Annotated in this window: 13 protein-coding genes; 6 read left to right on the top strand and 7 right to left on the bottom strand. The window is 68.1% G+C overall.

All coding sequences use genetic code 11. The annotated features are described in order from the left end of the window. Positions 1–171 precede the first annotated feature (171 nt). Positions 172–792, top strand: coding sequence for a glutathione S-transferase family protein (locus tag AAG895_RS14035; RefSeq protein WP_345792616.1), 621 nt, complete (start codon positions 172–174; stop codon positions 790–792). 14 nt (positions 793–806) lie between these two features. Here AAG895_RS14035 and AAG895_RS14030 read toward each other — a convergent pair whose 3' ends face one another. From AAG895_RS14030 to AAG895_RS14015, 4 genes are all read right to left on the bottom strand, one after another. Continuing rightward, on the bottom strand, positions 807–3,521 hold the full coding sequence (locus tag AAG895_RS14030) for an EAL domain-containing protein (protein WP_345792615.1): 2,715 nt from the start codon (positions 3,519–3,521) through the stop codon (positions 807–809). 105 nt (positions 3,522–3,626) lie between these two features. Beyond that, a complete protein-coding gene (locus AAG895_RS14025; RefSeq protein WP_345792614.1) occupies positions 3,627–4,559 on the bottom strand; it encodes an ABC transporter permease in 933 nt (310 codons plus the stop codon). Between the two features lie 13 nt (positions 4,560–4,572). Continuing rightward, a complete protein-coding gene (locus AAG895_RS14020; RefSeq protein ID WP_345792613.1) occupies positions 4,573–5,646 on the bottom strand; it encodes an ABC transporter permease in 1,074 nt (357 codons plus the stop codon). After that, positions 5,639–7,234, bottom strand: a complete 1,596-nt coding sequence (locus AAG895_RS14015; RefSeq protein WP_345792612.1) for an ABC transporter ATP-binding protein — start codon at positions 7,232–7,234, stop codon at positions 5,639–5,641. Before AAG895_RS14015 ends, AAG895_RS14020 begins: the two co-directional genes overlap by 8 nt. 336 nt (positions 7,235–7,570) lie before the next feature. Here AAG895_RS14015 and AAG895_RS14010 point away from each other — a divergent pair, with 336 nt between their 5' ends. Beyond that, positions 7,571–7,954, top strand: coding sequence for a hypothetical protein (locus tag AAG895_RS14010; RefSeq protein WP_345792611.1), 384 nt, complete (start codon positions 7,571–7,573; stop codon positions 7,952–7,954). Positions 7,955–7,979: 25 nt separating this feature from the next. On the opposite strand, the gene AAG895_RS14005 is transcribed toward AAG895_RS14010, so the two are convergent. Continuing rightward, complete coding sequence (locus tag AAG895_RS14005) at positions 7,980–8,798, bottom strand: tetratricopeptide repeat protein (RefSeq protein ID WP_345792610.1); 819 nt, start codon at positions 8,796–8,798, stop codon at positions 7,980–7,982. A gap of 12 nt (positions 8,799–8,810) precedes the next feature. Next, a complete protein-coding gene (locus tag AAG895_RS14000; RefSeq protein ID WP_345792609.1) occupies positions 8,811–9,050 on the bottom strand; it encodes a hypothetical protein in 240 nt (79 codons plus the stop codon). Between the two features lie 332 nt (positions 9,051–9,382). On the opposite strand from AAG895_RS14000, the gene AAG895_RS13995 reads away from it, so the two are divergent. The 4 genes from AAG895_RS13995 (at position 9,383) to AAG895_RS13980 (ending at position 14,187) form a co-directional block, all read left to right on the top strand. Further along, positions 9,383–11,980: an outer membrane beta-barrel protein gene (locus AAG895_RS13995; protein ID WP_345792608.1), complete on the top strand. Its 2,598-nt coding sequence runs from the start codon at positions 9,383–9,385 to the stop codon at positions 11,978–11,980. A gap of 121 nt (positions 11,981–12,101) precedes the next feature. Beyond that, positions 12,102–13,250, top strand: coding sequence for a hypothetical protein (locus AAG895_RS13990; RefSeq protein ID WP_345792607.1), 1,149 nt, complete (start codon positions 12,102–12,104; stop codon positions 13,248–13,250). A 65-nt stretch (positions 13,251–13,315) separates the two neighbouring features. Further along, entirely contained in the window at positions 13,316–13,678 is a 363-nt protein-coding gene (locus AAG895_RS13985; RefSeq protein ID WP_345792606.1) for a hypothetical protein, read from the top strand. Positions 13,679–13,800: 122 nt separating this feature from the next. After that, entirely contained in the window at positions 13,801–14,187 is a 387-nt protein-coding gene (locus AAG895_RS13980; protein ID WP_345792605.1) for a hypothetical protein, read from the top strand. Positions 14,188–14,313: 126 nt separating this feature from the next. Here the strand turns inward: AAG895_RS13980 and AAG895_RS13975 are convergent, their stop codons facing one another. Continuing rightward, a complete protein-coding gene (locus tag AAG895_RS13975; RefSeq protein WP_345792604.1) occupies positions 14,314–17,187 on the bottom strand; it encodes an adenosylcobalamin-dependent ribonucleoside-diphosphate reductase in 2,874 nt (957 codons plus the stop codon). Positions 17,188–17,311: the final 124 nt, after the last annotated feature.

Here is a 17,311-nt window from a genome sequence, read left to right as displayed (position 1 = left end):
TCCGTGGGCGTAGCGGTCTGCGGGATCGACCGCCTGCGGCAGCAACATTCTGTGGGAGCGGGCTTGCCCGCGAAGCCAAGGCCTGATGAACCACCTTGTTCGCGGGCAAGCCCGCTCCCACGGACCGGTGCCCACAAGGCCTGGTCAATACATGACAACTGAGGAGACTTCATGAAGCTCTACGTTTCACCGCGCGCGCCCAATCCGCGCCGGGTGCAGATGTTCATCGCCGAGAAGGGCATCACCGGCATCCAGGAAGTGGTGGTCGAGATCGGCAAGGACGAACACCGCAGCTCCAACTACCGCGCCAAGAGCCCGCTCGCCAAGGTGCCGGTGCTCGAGCTCGACGACGGCCGCTACCTCGGCGAGACGCGGGCGATCTGCAGCTACCTCGAAGGCCTCCATCCCGAGCCCAACCTGATGGGCGAGCGCTTCGAGGAGCGCGCCTTCATCGAGATGGCCGACCGCCGCATGGAGCTGTACCTCTTCGGCACCATCGCCAACTGCATCCGCCACACCCACCCGGGGCTGGCGCCGCTCGAGCAGCCGCAGTTCCCGGAGTTCGGCCACTCGCAGGGGCAGAAGATGCGCGAGGTGGCGCGCTGGCTGGACGGCGAGCTGGCGAGCAAGCCCTTCGTCGCCGGCGAGCGCTTCACGATCGCCGACATCACCGCCTTCTGCGCGATCGAGTTCGCGCGCGGGCTGATGAAGTTCCGCCCCGGCGCCGAGGGCATGGCCCACCTGCAGGCCTGGCGCGACCGCATCGCCGAGCGGCCGAGCGCGAAGGCCTAGGGCGGCAGGCAGCCTTATTGCGCGGCGCTCGCCGACGGCGTCGCGCTGGCCATGGGCGGCGCGCAGGCGGCCGTGTCACCGCCGATCCCGGGCAGCGCCTCGAAGGCGTCGATCGCGAGGGGGCGGTGGAACATGTAGCCCTGGAAGCTGGTGCAGCCGTTGTGCAGCAGCGTATCCATCTGGCGCGGCGCCTCCACCCCTTCGGCGATCACCCGCAGCCCGAGCGTGCGCGCGAGGGCGACGATGGTCTTCACGATCGCCAGGCTGTTCGGATTGTCGGGCAGGTCGCAGACGAAGGAGCGGTCGATCTTCAGCTCGTCCAGCGGCAGCTGATGCAGGTAGGCGAGCGAGGAGTAGCCGGTGCCGAAGTCGTCGATCGAGAAGCGGATGCCCAGCCCGCGCAGGGCCTCCATGGTCTGGATCGCGCCCCGCATGTCGCTGATCAGCATCGATTCGGTGAGCTCGAAGACCAGCCGGTCGGCCGGGCAGCCGGTGCGCTCGAGCAGGGCGCAGGTCTCGGCGACGAAGTCCGGTGCGTAGAGCTGCGCCGCGCTCACGTTGACCGACAGCCGCAGGGCGGCAAAGCGCGCATCGCCCGCCCAGCGCCCGAGCTGGACGCAGGCCATCTCGAGCAGCTTTCGCCCCAGCGCCGGCATGGTGCCGCAGCGCTCGGCGGCGGCGATGAAGAGCCCCGGCGGCACCAGGCCGCGGGTCGGGTGGCGCCAGCGGGCGAGGGCCTCGACACCGTCGATCCGGCCCTCGGCGTCGCACTGCGCCTGATAGTGCAGCTCGAACTGGTCGCCGGACAAGGCATCGCGCAGGTCGGTCTCGAGCCGCAGGCGTTCGGCGACGGTCTGCTGCATCAGCGGATCGAAGAAGCGGATCCGGTTCTTGCCCTGGCGCTTGGCCTCGTACATCGACAGGTCGGCGCCCTGCATCAGCTCGTCCACCGTCTGCCGGTGGCCTTGGAACATGGCGATGCCGATGCTGGCCGTGCAGTGCCGGTCCTGGCCCTCGATCGCATACGGGGTGCTCAGGCGCTCGAGCAGCTTGTCGGCGAGGCGCTGCGCGGTGGCCGCGGCCGCGAGCTCGTCGGCCGGCAGCTGCTCGACCAGGATCACGAACTCGTCGCCGCCGAAACGGGCGACGGTGTCGGTTTCGCGCACCGTGCCGCGCAGGCGCGCGGCGGCCTGGGTGAGGAGCGCGTCGCCGGCCTGGTGGCCGTGCAGGTCGTTGATGTCCTTGAAGTCGTCGAGGTCGATGAACATCAGCGCGCCGCGCCAGCCGTCCCGGCTGCCGTGGCCGAGCGCCTGCTGCAGGCGGTCGGTGAGCAGGCGGCGGTTGGCGAGGCCGGTCAGGTGGTCGTAGTAGGCGAGGGCGTGGATCTCCTCCTCGCTGGCCTTGCTCTGCGTGATGTCGGTGAAGCAGCCGACGTAGTGCGTGACGACGCCCTTGTGGTCGCGGACGGTACTGATCGACAGGCGCTCGGGATACACCTCGCCGTTGCGCCGGCGGTTCCAGATCTCGCCTTCCCACAGGTCGTGCGCCTGCAGCTGCTGCCACATCTCGCGATAGAAGGCGTCGCCATGGCGGCCGGAGGACAGGACGCGCGCGGGCTGGCCGATGACGTCCTCGCTCGCGTAGCCGGTGACCGCGCTGAAGGTCTTGTTCACGCGCAGGATGCGGGTGCGCGCGTCGGTGATCATCATGCCCTGCTGCGACTCGAAGGCGATCGCCGCGATCCGGCGCTCCTCCTCGAGCGCGATGCGGTCGGTGACGTCCTGAACGATGAGCACCACGGTCCGCGGGGCGGTCTCGCCTTCGATGGCCTGCAGGCGGCCTTCGAAGAAGCGGTGGCCTTTCGGGGTGTCGAGCGCGTATTCGGTGGTGGCCGGAGTGCCCGAGTCGATGGCCTGACGAATCGCGCTCATCAGTAGCGCGCCCACCGGCTCGGGGAGGATGTCCTGCAGCCGGCGCCCGAGCACGCTCGCCGGTTCGCGGTAGAGCAGGCGCTGGTCGTGGGTCATGACCTCGAGGCAGCAGCCGTCCTCGTCGAGCACGAACAGGATGTCGGGCACTGCGCCGGCAATCGCGCGCAGCCGCGCCGTGCGCTCGCGCAGGATGCGCTCGTTCTGCTGGCGCTTCTCCAGGTCCTGCAGCAGCAGGCCGAGGAGCATGGTCGCCGTGCCCATGATCAGCAGGTAGGGCAGGCCGAGCGCCTCATACACCTTCGTCATGCTCTGCGCCGGGATCTGGGCGATCAGCACCATCGACAGGGCGTGCACCACGACCCCGAATGCGAACAGCGCGATCGGCGCCCGCGCCCTGGGGCTGCGCCCCCACGCCGCCCGATAGGCCAGGCCGAGCGCTACCGCGAGGGCGATCACCGTGGTGCCGACGACCATGCCGTCGCCGCCCAGCCACAGGCGGTAGGCGCCGGCGATGGCGCCCGCAACCAGGCCGGCGACCGGGCCGCCGAACAGCCCGGCCATCGACAGCAGCACCGAGCGACCGTCCACGATCACCCCGGGCGCGAGCGTGATCGGAACCATCATGCCGACCGCGCACACCGTGCCGAACACCACGCCCGATGCCACCCGCGCGAGCCGTGGTCGCGTGGGGAGGCAGCGCATGGTGAAGCCATGCAGCAGGCTGAGTGCCAGCATCAGGGCAACGGTCTGAACGAGTTCGAGGATCATCGACGGGGGGCGGCTCTGGGTGGGGGCCATGAATCGGCTGGCGAGCGAGCTTATAGCATCCCGCTCGACGCCCCAAGCTGAGTAATTCACGCCACGCGCAACATGCTGCGACCAGCCCGCGCCGACAGCGCGCGTTCACGCGTCCGGTCGATACGGCTTGCCCAGCGACACCGGCGAGTTGAGCCGGATCGTGCCGGCGTTGCGCGAGATCGCCACCAGCACCATGATGGTCGCCCAGTAGGGCAGGGAGGACAGCAGCTGCGAAGGAAAGTCGATCTGCAGCCCCGAGCCCTGGATGAAGAGCTGCGTGATCATCACGCCGCCGAACAGATACGCCCCGACCATCACCCGCAGCGGCCGCCAGGTGGCGAACACCACCAGCGCGAGCGCGATCCAGCCGCGGCCGGCGACCATGCCCTCGGCCCACATCGGGGTGTAGAACACCGACAGGAAGGCGCCGCCGATGCCGGCCATGGCGCCGCCGAACAGCACCGCCAGGTAGCGGATGCGGATCACCGGGTAGCCGATCGCATGCGCGGACGCGGGCGACTCGCCCACCGCGCGCAGGACCAGCCCGGCCCGGCTGCGGTAAAGGAACCACAGCAGACCCCAGAACAGCGCCCACGAGAAATACACCAGCGCCTGCTGGTTGTAGAGCGCCTCGCCGATCAGCGGCAGGTCGGCGATGAAGGGGATGCGGATCGGCGGCACCGCCTGCAGCGCCACCGCCTCGTAGGGCTTGCCGACGAAGGCTGCCAGGCCGACGCCGAAGATCGCCAGCGCCAGGCCCGAGGCCACCTGGTTGGCCATCAGGGTGAGCGTGAGCACGCCGAACAGCAGCGCCATCGCCATGCCCGCGCCCATGCCGGCGGCCACGCCCAGCCAGGGGTTGCCGCTCTCGTGGGTGACCGCGAAGGCGGCGACCGCGCCCATCGCCATCATGCCCTCGGCCCCCAGGTTGAGCACCCCGGCCTTCTCATTCACCAGCAGGCCCAGCGCGACGATGATCAGCGGCGTGCCCGCCACCACGGTGGCGAACAGCATCGAGCTGAAGAGGCTGGCATCCATGTCGGCGGCCTCCTCAGCGGCCCGGGGCCGCGCGGCGGCGCAGGCGCAGGCGGTAGTGGATGAACACGTCCGAGCCGAGCAGGAAGAACAGCAACATGCCCTGGAACACCATCGAGATCGAACTGGGCAGGTTGAGGTACTGCTGCGCCTGCTCGCCGCCGATGTACAGCAGCGCCATCAGCAGGCTGGCGAGCAGGATGCCGAAGGCGTTGAGCCGGCCGACGAAGGCGACGATGATCGCCGCGAAGCCGTAGCCGCTGCCCACCTTGTCGGTGAGCTGGCCCATCGGCCCGGCGACCTCGCCCATGCCCGCCAGCCCGGCGGCGGCGCCGCCCAGCAGCAGGCCGACCCAGATCATGCGATTGGCCGAGAAACCGGCGTAGCGCGCGGCGTCCGCCGCCTCGCCCGCCACCCGCATGCGAAAGCCCGCATGGCTGCGGTTCATGAAGGCATAGCCCGCCACCAGCGTGGCGAGCGCGATCACGAAGCCCAGATGCAACCGCGTGCCCTCGAGCACCGTCGGCATCAGCGCGGCCTCGCCGAACATCTTGGTCTGCGGGAAGTTGAAGCCGTCCGGATCCTTCCACGGCCCGAACACCAGCCAGGACACGAAGAGCTGCGCCACATACACCAGCATCAGCGACACCAGGATCTCGTTGGCGTTGAAGCGGGTGCGCAGCAGCGCCGGGATCGCCGCCCAGGCCGCGCCGCCCGCCGCGCCGGCGACGATCATCGCCGGCAGCAGCAATGCGCTTTCCGATCCGTCGAAATACAGCGCCACCCCGGTCGCCGCCACCGCGCCGAGCATGAACTGGCCTTCGGCGCCGATGTTCCACACGTTGGCGCGAAAGCCGATCGCCAGCCCGATCGCGCACAGCATCAGCGGCGTGGCCTTGAGCAGCAGCTCGGAGACGGCGTAGAGGTCCTTGACCGGATTGATGAAGAAGACCCGAAAGCCCTCGATCGGATCCTTGCCGAGCGCCGAGAACACCAGCACGCCGCCGGCCAGCATCAGCGCCACCGCCAGCAGCGGCGAGGCCCAGGACATCAGCCGCGAGGGTTCGGCGCGGGCTTCGAGTTCAAGCATTCAGGGGCTCCGCGCGCGTCGTCGGCTGCTGGGGTTCGGAAGCTTCGGCGCCCGGCCACATCCCGCTCATCCACACGCCGATGTCTTCCACCGTGGTTTCGGCGGCGGGGCGGGTGGGCGACAGCCGGCCCTTGGCGATCGCCGCGATGCGGTCGCAGATCTCGAACAGCTCGTCGAGCTCCTCCGAGATCACCAGCACCGCGCAGCCGCGGTCGCGCAGGTCGATCAGCGCCTGGCGGATGAAGGCGGCCGCGCCCACGTCGACGCCCCAGGTGGGCTGGGCGCACACCAGCAGCTGCGGCGCCTGCAGGATCTCGCGGCCGACGATGAACTTCTGCAGGTTGCCGCCCGACAGCGACTTGGCCGCCGCGCCCGGGCCGCCGCACTTGACGTTGAAGGCCTCGATGCAGCGCTGGGCGAAGTCGCGCGCGCGCCCGAAGCGCAGGAAGCCACCGGCCACCATGTGCTGGTTGTGCGCGGCGGTGAGCAGCGCATTGTCGGCGAGCGACATGCCCGGCACCGCGCCGCGGCCCAGGCGCTCCTCGGGCACGAAGGCGAGCCCCAGCCTGCGGCGCTGCCCGGGGCTGAGCCGGCCGGCCTCGACCCCGCAGATCTGCACCGGGAATCGCTCGCTCAACGGCTCCTCGCCGGAAATCGCGCGCAGCAGTTCCTGCTGGCCGTTGCCCGACACGCCGGCGATGCCGACGATCTCGCCGGCGCGCACGTCGAGGTGGATGTCCTTGAGGTCGGTGCCGAAGGGGTCGTCCGACGCATGCGACAGGCCCGCCAGGCGCAGCCGCAGCTCGCCGTCGGCCTTGGCCGCGCCATGCTCGCAGTGCGGCAGGTCCTTGCCGATCATCAGCCGCGCCATCGACGCCGGGGTCTCCTGCGCCGGGATGCATTCGCCGGTGACCTTGCCGCCGCGCAGCACGGTGGCGGTGTGGCAGAGCGCCTGGATCTCGTCGAGCTTGTGGCTGATGTAGAGGATCGAGCAGCCCTCGGCGGCGAGCTGGCGCAGGGTCTCGAACAGCGTGCGCACCGCCTGCGGGGTGAGCACCGAGGTCGGCTCGTCCATGATCAGGAGGCGCGGGTTCTGCAGCAGGCAGCGGATGATCTCGACGCGCTGGCGCTCGCCCACCGACAGCGCGTGGATGTGGCGGCGCGGATCGACCGGCAGGCCGTAGCGCTCGGAGACCTCGGTGATGCGCTGCGCCAGTTCGTCCAGCGCCGGCGTGCCGGGCAGGGCGAGCGCGACGTTTTCCACCACCGTGAGCGTCTCGAACAGCGAGAAGTGCTGGAACACCATGCCGATGCCCAGGCTGCGCGCGTGCGCCGGATTCTCGACCTCGAGCTGCTCGCCTTCCCAGAAGAGCTGTCCCGCGCTCGGGCGGGTGACGCCGTAGATGATCTTCATCAGCGTCGACTTGCCGGCGCCGTTCTCGCCCAGGATGGCGCGGATCTCGCCCGGCTGCACCGCCAGGTCGACCTGGTCGTTGGCGACCACGGTCGGATAGACCTTACTGACCCCCTTCAGCACGAGGCGGGGCGTGCCGGCGGGCGTTGGGCCGGGGGCGGGGCGTCCGGTCATGGTGAAGGCGGGTGTGTGGGCAATCGGTGTGGGATTTGGGGGGGCGGCGGGGGGCGGGCGGCTGCGGGCTTCCCGGGTGCCCCCGGCGCCCGCTTCAGGGCCGGAAGATACGCGCCGCAGCGGTGTCCAGGCAAGCCGGAATCACCGCAGTCGGCCCGGCCCGGCGGGCGCCTCGCGATTAGTGTGGCTTATGTGCGTGATCCGAATGTTCGAATGGACGTTCTACGTTCGCCTGATACAATGCTGCGGTCTATGTTGCGGTGCAGCACGATCGTGTCCTTGCGATGGGTGCGTCGCGCTTGCCCACGCGCCGCACGCCCTTGAAAGGAATTCATCATGAACTCGCTTCGTTCCAGTCCGATCCGTCCCGCTTTCCTGAGCGCACTCGCCGCGCTGTCCTTCGCCTTTGCGCCGGTTGCGGTCGCGCAGCCCGATGGCCCTGTCCAGCTTGCGCTCGCGTCCGCTGTCGGGGCCCCCGCAGCGCCTGCGGCCGCCCCGCTCGCGGTGATGCTCGACCAGCCCACGGGCGGCCGCTTCGTCTATCTGCCCGAGCAGGGCTGGACCTTCGCCGGTCGCCAGGCCGATGCGCAGGTGGCGACGGTGGCCGAGGCCGGCGAGCCCGTCAGCCTGTTCATCGACGAGCCCACCGGCTTCGTCTTCAACTATGTGGTCGAGCAGGGCTGGGTGTTCGCCGGCACGCTGGACGCCGCACGGCGCTGAGCCCGCCGGGCGCGCGCCGCGCGTCTCAGCTGCCGTCTCCGGCCTGCGCGGGCGGGACCACCAGCCTGGCCTTGGTCGTCGTACCGTCCTCGCCTGGCGCGTCTTCCAGCAGTGACATCGCCTGCGCGCGCTTCAGTTCGTCGGGGCTGAGCTTGATCGCGATGCTGTCGCGCTCCTGCACGCCCTCCATGTGCATGTGTGCGGCGGCGCGGTTGAACCACACGTAGGCCGCCACGCTGTCCTGCTCCACGCCGATGCCGCCGCGGTGCAGGCGACCGAACTCGACCATGCCCTCCGCGTCGCCCGCGCGCGCGGCCTCGCCCAGCCAGCGCGCGGCGAGCTCGAAGTTCTGCGGCGTGCCGATGCCGCTCTTGTAGAGCTTGCCGAGATGGATCATCGCGCCGGTGTGGCCGCCATCGGCCGCCCGTCGCAGCCACTCCACCGCCTCGCGGGTCGCCTCCTTGCTGCGCTCGGGCGAGAGCAGGGTGGCGCGCGCGATCCGGAACTGGGCGTCGAGATCACCCTCGCGAGCGGCGTCGAGGCTCGGGGCGGTGAGCGCTGCGGATGCGGCCGTGTCGGCCGGATGATCGTCTCCGATCAGCGCGAACACGATCGCTCCGACGATCGCGATCACGAGCAGCGCGGCCGCCCCGGCAACCACGATCGGCCACGTGCGCCGCGCCGCGCGTCCGGCCGCCGGCGCCAGAAAGCGTTCCCCGCAGGCACCGCAGCGGAACGGATGCATGGCCGGATTGCGCACTCGCTCGTCGTGGGAGCGCCAGCGCGAGAGCCGGGTCTCGGTCGATCCGCAGACGGGGCAGACGGCTTTGATGGGTATGTTCATGCGGGCTCGCGTTCAGCTCTTCCAGACCCACAGGATGACCAGCACCGCGATCGTCAGGACCAGCGTCGAGCCCCCGATCGCCGCGACGAGCGGGTTGTCGAAGAGGACGTTGCGCGGCGCCGGAGCATGGAAACGGTGCACGCAGGACATGCAGCGATACACCCGCTCGCCCTTGTGGGCGCGCCTCTCTTCTTCCGAGCGCCAGGGCGATTCACGGCAGTCGGCGCCGTCGCAGCGGGGGCAGGTGGGCATCTGGGCAGCTCAGGAACGAGAAGGTCGGATGGCGCTTGCGGGCGCATGTGCCGCGCTCGGCCCGCCGAATTATAGGTACAAAATGTCGTGGTACCAACGTAACGCCTGCTTCCAGCCTGGACAGAACCTTCTCGGACGTTGGGCCGTGAGAGGGCTGACGCGCGCGCTTCTCGGCTCCAGGGGAGCGGGCTGACCAAGGCACTTGCCGGTACGGTGCGCGACGGCTTTGTTTGCCTAAAGTCAATAGCAAGGATCGAATATGCGCATAAGCTGATCTTGAGGCTGAACACAGGCATCGCGACATACGCGCCGACCCATGAGGGGGGAACACCGTGGACTCGAGGCTCAATTCATTGGCGCTTTCGTTGCTGGTTGCTTTCGGCGGCGTCGAGGTGGCACAGGCACAGGCTCCGCTTGGCGTCGACCGCACCGCACCGCCGCGCATCCGGGCAGGTGACCAAGCGGAGTTTCCGGGCCTTGACTGGGCCGGCTTCAGGCTCTTCCCGGAGCTCGTGTTCTCGACGACGCGCGACGACAACATCTATGCGCGCCGCCGTGGCGAGGTGGAGGACACCGTTTTCACCCTGTCACCGTCGCTGGTCCTTCGGTCCGATTGGAAGGCGCATGAGTTCACGCTCGATATGGGCGCAGACATCGATCGGTATGCGGGTCGCTCAGCGGAGAATGTCGCCGACTTCTGGATCGGCGCCGAGGGCAAGCTCGAGCTCGGGGAGACCTTGGAACTGTTCGGCGGCATCCAGCACACCCGCGATCACGAGGATCGATTCGCGGGCGGGGCACTGAGCCCGCAGGAGCAGCGCAGGCCGACCCGCTACGACCACGACGAGGCCCACATCGGGATAGCCACTGCGCTCGGACCGTTCCAGCTGCGCGCAGGCGCGACCTTCGATCGCTTCGACTATCTCGACGCGCAAAGTACGAGCGGCGGCACGATCAACAATGATGACCGGCGGTACGACCAGACCTCGGTCGGTGCGCGCCTCGCCTATCCGCTGAGCCCGGCGTATGCCTTGTTCGTGCAGTACGCCAGCGACCGCCGCCGCTATGACGAAACGATCGATGGCGCTGCCTTCAACCGGGACTCCGATGGCTATCGCGTGGCGGCCGGAGTGCAATTCGCACGACCCGCCGAGCGCCTGGCTGGCGAGGTGTTCGCGGGGCGGATGAAACAGTCCTTCGATCACGCCGGATTTGGCGATATCGACAAGCCTTACTTCGGCGCTCTGCTGTCATGGCGTCCGATGCCGCAGGTGAAGATAACCGCCTTCGTTGATCGCACCTTGGAAGAGACGACGGTGGCCGAGGATGGACGCTTCAGCTCCGCCTCCGTCGATACGAGCTATGGCGTCGAGATCGAGCGCGAATTGAGCAACCGGCTGTCGGTGTTCGCGGACGTCTCCACCACACGCACCGACTACCAGGACTTCGCGCGCCGCGACCGCGTGATCGATGCGGGCGCGGGCCTGCGCTATTACCTGGTGCCGACCGTCTTCGTCGGGGCCGATCTGCGGGTGATCGACCGCAACGCCAACGTCCTCGATGCACAGTACAGCCGCAGCCAGCTGACCCTGAGCCTGGGCTATACCCCCGGTCGTTCCGACCGCTATGCCGGCCGAGGTGTCGCGGTGAGCGAAGCGCCGTGGACGGCAAGCGTCCCGGCGGCGAGCCGCTTTGCAGGGCCCTATGTGGGCGTGGGCGTCGGGCACGGCCTGCTGGTGACCGAGGCTGCCGGCCCGAGACCGGGGGGTGGCAGCGACTTCAGCCCGTTTGCGGGTGCTGGTGCCGGGCAGAACCTGTTCGCAGGCTATGGGCTGCTGTTCGGGCGCTGGTACCTGGGGTTCGAAGCCGGGCTCGAGGCGAGCCAGGCCGACTGGTCCTTCAGCAACGAAAGAGAGGGTGCGCGGACGGCCTCCGTGAGCCAGGGGCGCGGCGGCGGGCTGAGCCTGCGTGGCGGTCACCTCCTCGATGGCGGTGCCTTGCTCTACGCCCGCCTCGGCAGGGTGCGCACCCGTTTCGACACCTACTACACGGTCAACGCCTATCCCGAGGGGGCGTTCGACCAGATGGTCACGCGCAGCGGCACACGGGGCGGCGTGGGGGCGGACATTCCGGCCGGTGAGCGCGTTTTCGTGCGCATCGAGTACGCCTACACGGATTACGACGACTATGCGGTCCCGAACCTGAACGACGAGGGCGCGACCGCGGAGCGCTTCGACAGCCGCGACGGTCGTTTCAACCTCGCTCTCGGCTGGCGCTTCGGGGAGGGCGCGGCTGCGCTGCGTGCCGTGCGGCGCGCGGCGGTACGCGGCGCCTATGCCGGGGCGCAGGTCGGCCACGGCGGTATCGACTCCAGCCTGACCGGATCGCTCTCTGGTGACGCTGGCGCGCTCACGGACGCCTATTCAGGTGCGTTCGGCGCCCTTGGCGGTACCTATGGCTTCTTTACCGGCTACGGCGTCGATCTCGGCCGCTGGTATGCGGGCATCGAGATCGAGATCGACGAATCGCGCATCGGCTGGCAGCACCTGCGCGAGACCCGTGGCTCGGGCGGACGGGATTTCTCGGTCGACAAGAAGGGCGACTACGGCCTTGCGCTGCGGCTCGGGTACACGCTCGGCGATGGCGCGCTGCTCTATGCGCGGGCGGGCGCGGTACGCGGTCGTTTCGACACCACCTGGGTGCGCGGCAGCAACCTCGCCAACCATGTCGATCGCAGCGACACGCTGAGCGGCGTGCGCGTGGGCCTCGGTGCCGAGATCCCGCTCGGGCGCGAGGCCTTCGTCAGACTCGACTACACCCGTACCCGCTATGCGGACTATGGCTTCGTGACGACCCACGCGGCGCCCGATCAGATCCGCTTCGAGAACCGGGAAAGTCTGTTCAGGCTGGGGTGGGGGGTTCGGTTTTGACCTTCGTCAAAAGTCGCTTCGCTCAGGCTTGATCTCGGCGCATCATGATCTAGTTTAAAAATAAAGCACATACTTATGTAGTGATCACTGTGAAGCGGTTCCCTTGTCGGAGGAGTGAATCATGTCAACGAGCGGTTTGAAGAAATCGACCATGATCCTGGCGGGCGGTGCGATATTCGTTGCGCTGGCCATGCCTTTCACGCAACTGGGCGGGACGATTGGTCCATCCTTGTTGGTCTCCAGTGCGCAGGCGGCCGAGCATGGCCAGGGCAAGGGCGGGGCGGATGCGCAGCGTGGCAAGGGCGGTGCGGGCGAGAAGGCCGGCGGCGCCCAGAAGGGGGGGCATGGCAGCGGCATCGACAAGCGAGTGTTCCGGACTTCGGTGTCCGAAGACAGCGATCGTCCGCCCTGGGCGGGCGTCAAGGGGGGCAAGGCTGGCGGAGGCGGGAAGCCGCCGGGTGCGGGCACCAAGAAGGGTGATCTGTTTGGCGACATGGTCATCCTCCTGCGCGACGAGAACGGCGAGCCCGTCCTGATCGATGGCCTCGTTCAGGTGGCGGCGTTCATCTATGAAGGCACCCAGCTGGTGCCCCTGCTGGTGGACGGAAAGCCGGTCGCGATCCCCTACGATGCAGAGGGCGAACTCGCAACGACGATGACGATCGGTGAGGTGACGTACGACGTCTTCGCCGCCGAGGTGGATCTCGGGCGGTTGAGCGTTTCGCGCTCGCCGTCAAAGGTGCTGCAGCACGCGCTCGACGAGGCGCTGGCGAAGCTGACCTCCGGGACGGTCACGCTCGACGCGACAGGTCGCCTCGTCGTCGATGGCGTGACGATCGACTCGCCGCTCGAGAACCTGGCCCTTTACGACCAGTACATGACGACCGGCACTTTGCCGAACGTCACCTTGCCCGAGGGTTTCGACCCCGCCTCGCTGCTCGCGGCGGGTGCAGACAAGACCGGCATCATCAATGTCGACACGGTCGTCTATATCAACTCGATCCTCGGCATCAATACCTCCGGCACCTACTACGATTTTTCGTCCTACGACTACGATCGCGCGGAGACCTGGTCCGACGTGACCGTCACGGTACTGGTGCTGCAACCGGATGGGGTCACCTACAAGGCAGAGCCGGTCAACGTGTATGAAACCCTGTTCGATGGCACGGATTGGGTTGATGCCACCGCTGGCGGCGCGGACGATTTCGCTGCGGCTGCGAACGATTATCTGCAGGTCATCGAGTTCGTGCACGACAACGCGGTCCGTTGATCGAGCCGTGTGGCGGCGGACGCGGGCCGCCGCCACGTTCGAGCGTAGGCCGCAGGAGGCTGATCATGATCGATCGTTTCAGACGGGCGCTGGTTCTGGTGTCCGTGTTTGCGCTTGCTTCTTTCGTCATGCCGTCGGCGGTCGCGGCCGAGAGCCACGACAGCCATGTTGGCGCACACGAGTCGGGCAAAGGAAAGGGGAAGGGTGGGAAATCTTCAGGCCACAAGGATGCCGGCAGCTCGCACAGCAAGGAAACCCATGAGGGGGGCAGTCACACCGGAGGCTCCGGTGCCGGTGGAAGCAAGGCGCTCGAGAACAAGGTCCTGCGAGGCGACCGGGGACGCGGAAAGGGGCCCGCCTACAAGGTTGGCCGTGACGCCGACGCCGATACTACCCACCACGAATCGGATGAGGCTCACGCGCATTGACGCCAGGCGTGGCAATCGCATGAGGCCGGCTTCGGCGCCCGGGGGTGCGGCAGCAGGAAAGGCGGATGCGAGTTCGCGAGGGCAAGGTCTGTGAAACAACTTCAACCGTGAGGAGATTCAGCATGAAATCGAAGCAAGGCTTGACGTTTGCATTGATTGCATCGGCGTTCATCGCTCTCGGGGCGCAGGCCGCCGGAGGTGGTGGCGGCGGCGGTGGCGGTGGCGGCGGTGGTGCAGGCGGTGCGGGTGGAAACGGCAGCGGGGCCGCCGCCGGCGGCCCCGGAGCCGCTCAGGGGCAGGCGCAGCAGAGCGGGGTCAGTACGCAGACGCAGGAGCGGGCGCAGGTCCGCAGCGAAACGCGTGAGCAGACGCGTACGCAGACGCGCGAGCAGGAACTGCAGGAAGAACAGACCCGCGACCAGACCCGCGACCAGACCCGCGACCAGACCCGCGACCAGACCCGAGACCAGACCCGAGACCAGACCCGGGATCGTGACGGAACGAATTGAGCATCAACCCGTCGCCGCTGGCACCAGGGAGCTGACGATGCAAGCGAAACGGGCAGCCATCGAGGCTGCCCGTTTCGCTTGTGTGAGTGAGGCCTCCGGCCAGTCCCAATTCTGGGATGTCACTCCTCAGCCGCAGGTCCCCACTGCGCCGCAGGCGGTGCAGAAGTCGCAGCCGTCCTTGCGGATCACCGTGTGGTTGCCGCACTCGTTGCACAGCGCGCCCTGCATCAGCTTGGGCTCGTTGTCGTCGCGCGGCGACTCGAGGATGCCCATCTCGCGCGTCGGGTAGCCGCGCTCGTCGAGCACGCCGAGCATGGCGTAGCGGTGGATGATGAGCTGGGCGAGGTAGGCCACCGTGCTCGGCCAGTTCTGCTGGCGGCGGGTGCCGGGCACGAAGGCCATGAAGTCGCCCAGCGGCTCGGGGTAGTCGAGCAGCTTGCGCAGCTTCATGCCGATCCAGGCCGGATCCATGACGCGCATGTCGAGCGACAGGATGCGGGTCAGGCCGTCCAGGGCGCGCGGGTAGTTGCCCGACAGCCACACCGAGTAGGGGCGGGTGACGCCGTCCGGCAGGGTGATCTCCTTGAGGCCGAGCACGAAGTCCTCGCCGGTGGCCGGGTTGTAGATGTCCACCGTCCACGACAGCGTGCCATCGGTGCCGGTCTTGGGCTCTTCCAGACTGAACAGGGTGTCGAGCACGCCGTTGGTTTCGTCTTCCTTGTCGAACACGCCGAGCTTTTCGCAGCGGTAGTTCACCACCTGGGCGAAGGCCGACACCACGCCGGGCACCAGCTTCTTCTCGCCGTGCGGCGGGAAGGGCATCTCGAAGGAGCGCTCGCCCACGGTGCGGGCCAGGGTGTCGAGCTTCAACTTGAGCCAGCCGCGGTCGTTGGCGCGCATGTCCATCGACAGGGTCTTGGCCACCGCACCCAGGCCGCGCGGCTGGTCGGCGCCGTTCACCCACACCTCGAACGGGAAGCTGCCGCCGTTATTGCCCACCTGGCCGACGAAGAGCGCGAAGCCGCCGGTCGGGGTGTTGAGCATGTAGGTCCACGCCAGGTTGCCATCGGGCAGGTCCGGACGGCCCGGCCAACGCAGGCTGGACAGCACCGGCGCGGGCAGGTTCTTGATCGACAGGCGCTTGTTGGCGTCGGCGATCTCGACGTCGTGCGGCTGCTTCTGCTCGGTGGTCGGGGTGACCGACAGCACGGAGCCGAGCACGTTGTTGGGGCGATAGGTGGCAAGACCCTTGAGGCCGGCCTTCCAGGCGGTGAGGTAGAGGTCCTCGAACTCGGCGTAGGGGTAGTCCTCGGGCACGTTCACCGTCTTGGAGATGGACGTGTCGATGTACGGGGCGACCGCGGCGACCATGTCCTTGTGCGCCTGCGCGGAGATCTCCAGCGCGGTGACGAAGGATTCGGGCAGCTTGTCGACGTTGCCGCCGAGGTGCTTGTACAGGCGCCAGGCGTAGTCCTCGACCGCGTACTCCTTGAAGGTGCCGTCGGCCATGCGCTTGCGGCGGGTGTAGGTGTAGGAGAAGGGCGGCTCGATGCCGTTGGAGGCGTTGTCGGCGAAGGCGAGGCTGATGGTGCCGGTGGGCGCGATCGACAGCAGGTGCGAGTTGCGGATGCCGTTCTTGCGGATCTTGTCCTTCACTTCGGCCGGCAGGCGCGAGGCGAAGTTGCCGCCCGACAGGTAAAGGTCGGCGTTGAACAGCGGGAAGGCGCCGCGCTCGCGGGCGAGCTCGCTTGAAGCCAGGTAGGCGCGGTTGCGCATGAACTCGGAGATCTTGCGCGCTTCCTCGCGTGCCTCGGTGGTGTCGTAGCGCTTGCCGAGCATGATCAGCGCGTCACCCAGGCCGGTGAAGCCCAGGCCCACGCGGCGCTTGGACTGCGCTTCGGCGTGCTGCTGCTCGAGCGGCCAGTGGGTGGCTTCGAGCACGTTGTCGAGCATGCGGATGGAGACGTCGACCACCTTGCCGAAGCCGGCGTAGTCGAACTCGGCCTTGTCGGTGAACGGGTTCTTGACGAAGGGCGTCAGGTTGATCGAGCCCAGGCAGCAGCAGCCGTAGGGCGGCAGCGGCTGTTCGGCGCAGGGGTTGGTGGCCTCGATGGTCTCGCAGTAATACAGGTTGTTGTCCTGGTTCATGCGGTCGAGGAACAGGATGCCCGGCTCGGCGTGGTCGTAGGTCGAGCGCATGACCTGGTCCCAAAGCTCGCGTGCGCGCACCTTGCGGTACACCCACAGGCCATCGTCGCGCTGGTAGGCGCCGGCTTCCTTCAATTCTTCGGTGGGCTCGGCCTTGTGCACCAGCTCGACGTCGCCGTCGGCCTCGACCGCCTGCATGAAGGGGTCGGTGACCCCGACCGAGATGTTGAAGTTGGTGAGGTCGCCTTCATCCTTGGCGTGGATGAATTCCTCGATGTCGGGGTGGTCGCAGCGCAGCACGCCCATCTGTGCGCCGCGGCGGGCACCGGCGGATTCCACCGTCTCGCACGAGCGGTCGAACACGCGCATGTAGGACACCGGGCCGGAGGCGTTCGACGCCGTGCCCTTGACCAGCGCGCCCTTGGGGCGGATGGACGAGAAGTCGTAGCCGACGCCGCCGCCGCGGCGCATGGTCTCGGCGGCCTGGGCGAGCGCGGTGTAGATGCCGGGGCGGCCGTCAACGGCCTCGGTGACCGAGTCGCCGACCGGCTGCACGAAGCAGTTGATCAGCGTGGCGGCCAGCGTGGTGCCTGCGGCGCTGTTGATGCGGCCGGCGGGCACGAAACCTTTTTCCTGCGCCTCGAGGAACTTGGCTTCCCAGTGGCTGCGCTTGTCTTCGTTCTCGACGGCGGCGAGCGCACGCGCGACGCGGCGGCGCACTTCGGCGACGGTCTGCTCGTCGCCCTTGGCGTATTTCTCGACGAGAACCTCGCCGGAGATCTCCTGCATCGGCAGGTTGGCGGCGGAGGCTTTGGCGGTGTTCAGGGTGGACGCGCTGGTGGTCTCGCTCATCTTTTTCTTCATCCGTGGTGGGTCGTGGAACGGACTGAAGGATAGCGCGGAACCTGCGGATTCGCAAAAAAATTAAAACGTTTAAAAACAGTAGCTTAAAAATTTAGATTGTGTTGCGTCGTTT

Origin of the sequence: Thauera sp. JM12B12 (genome assembly GCF_039614725.1) — a bacterium.
In the GTDB taxonomy this organism is placed as follows: Bacteria; Pseudomonadota; Gammaproteobacteria; order Burkholderiales; family Rhodocyclaceae; genus Thauera.
The sequence above is the reverse complement of the archived record's forward strand: the minus strand, read 5'-3'. Positions and strand labels throughout refer to the sequence as shown.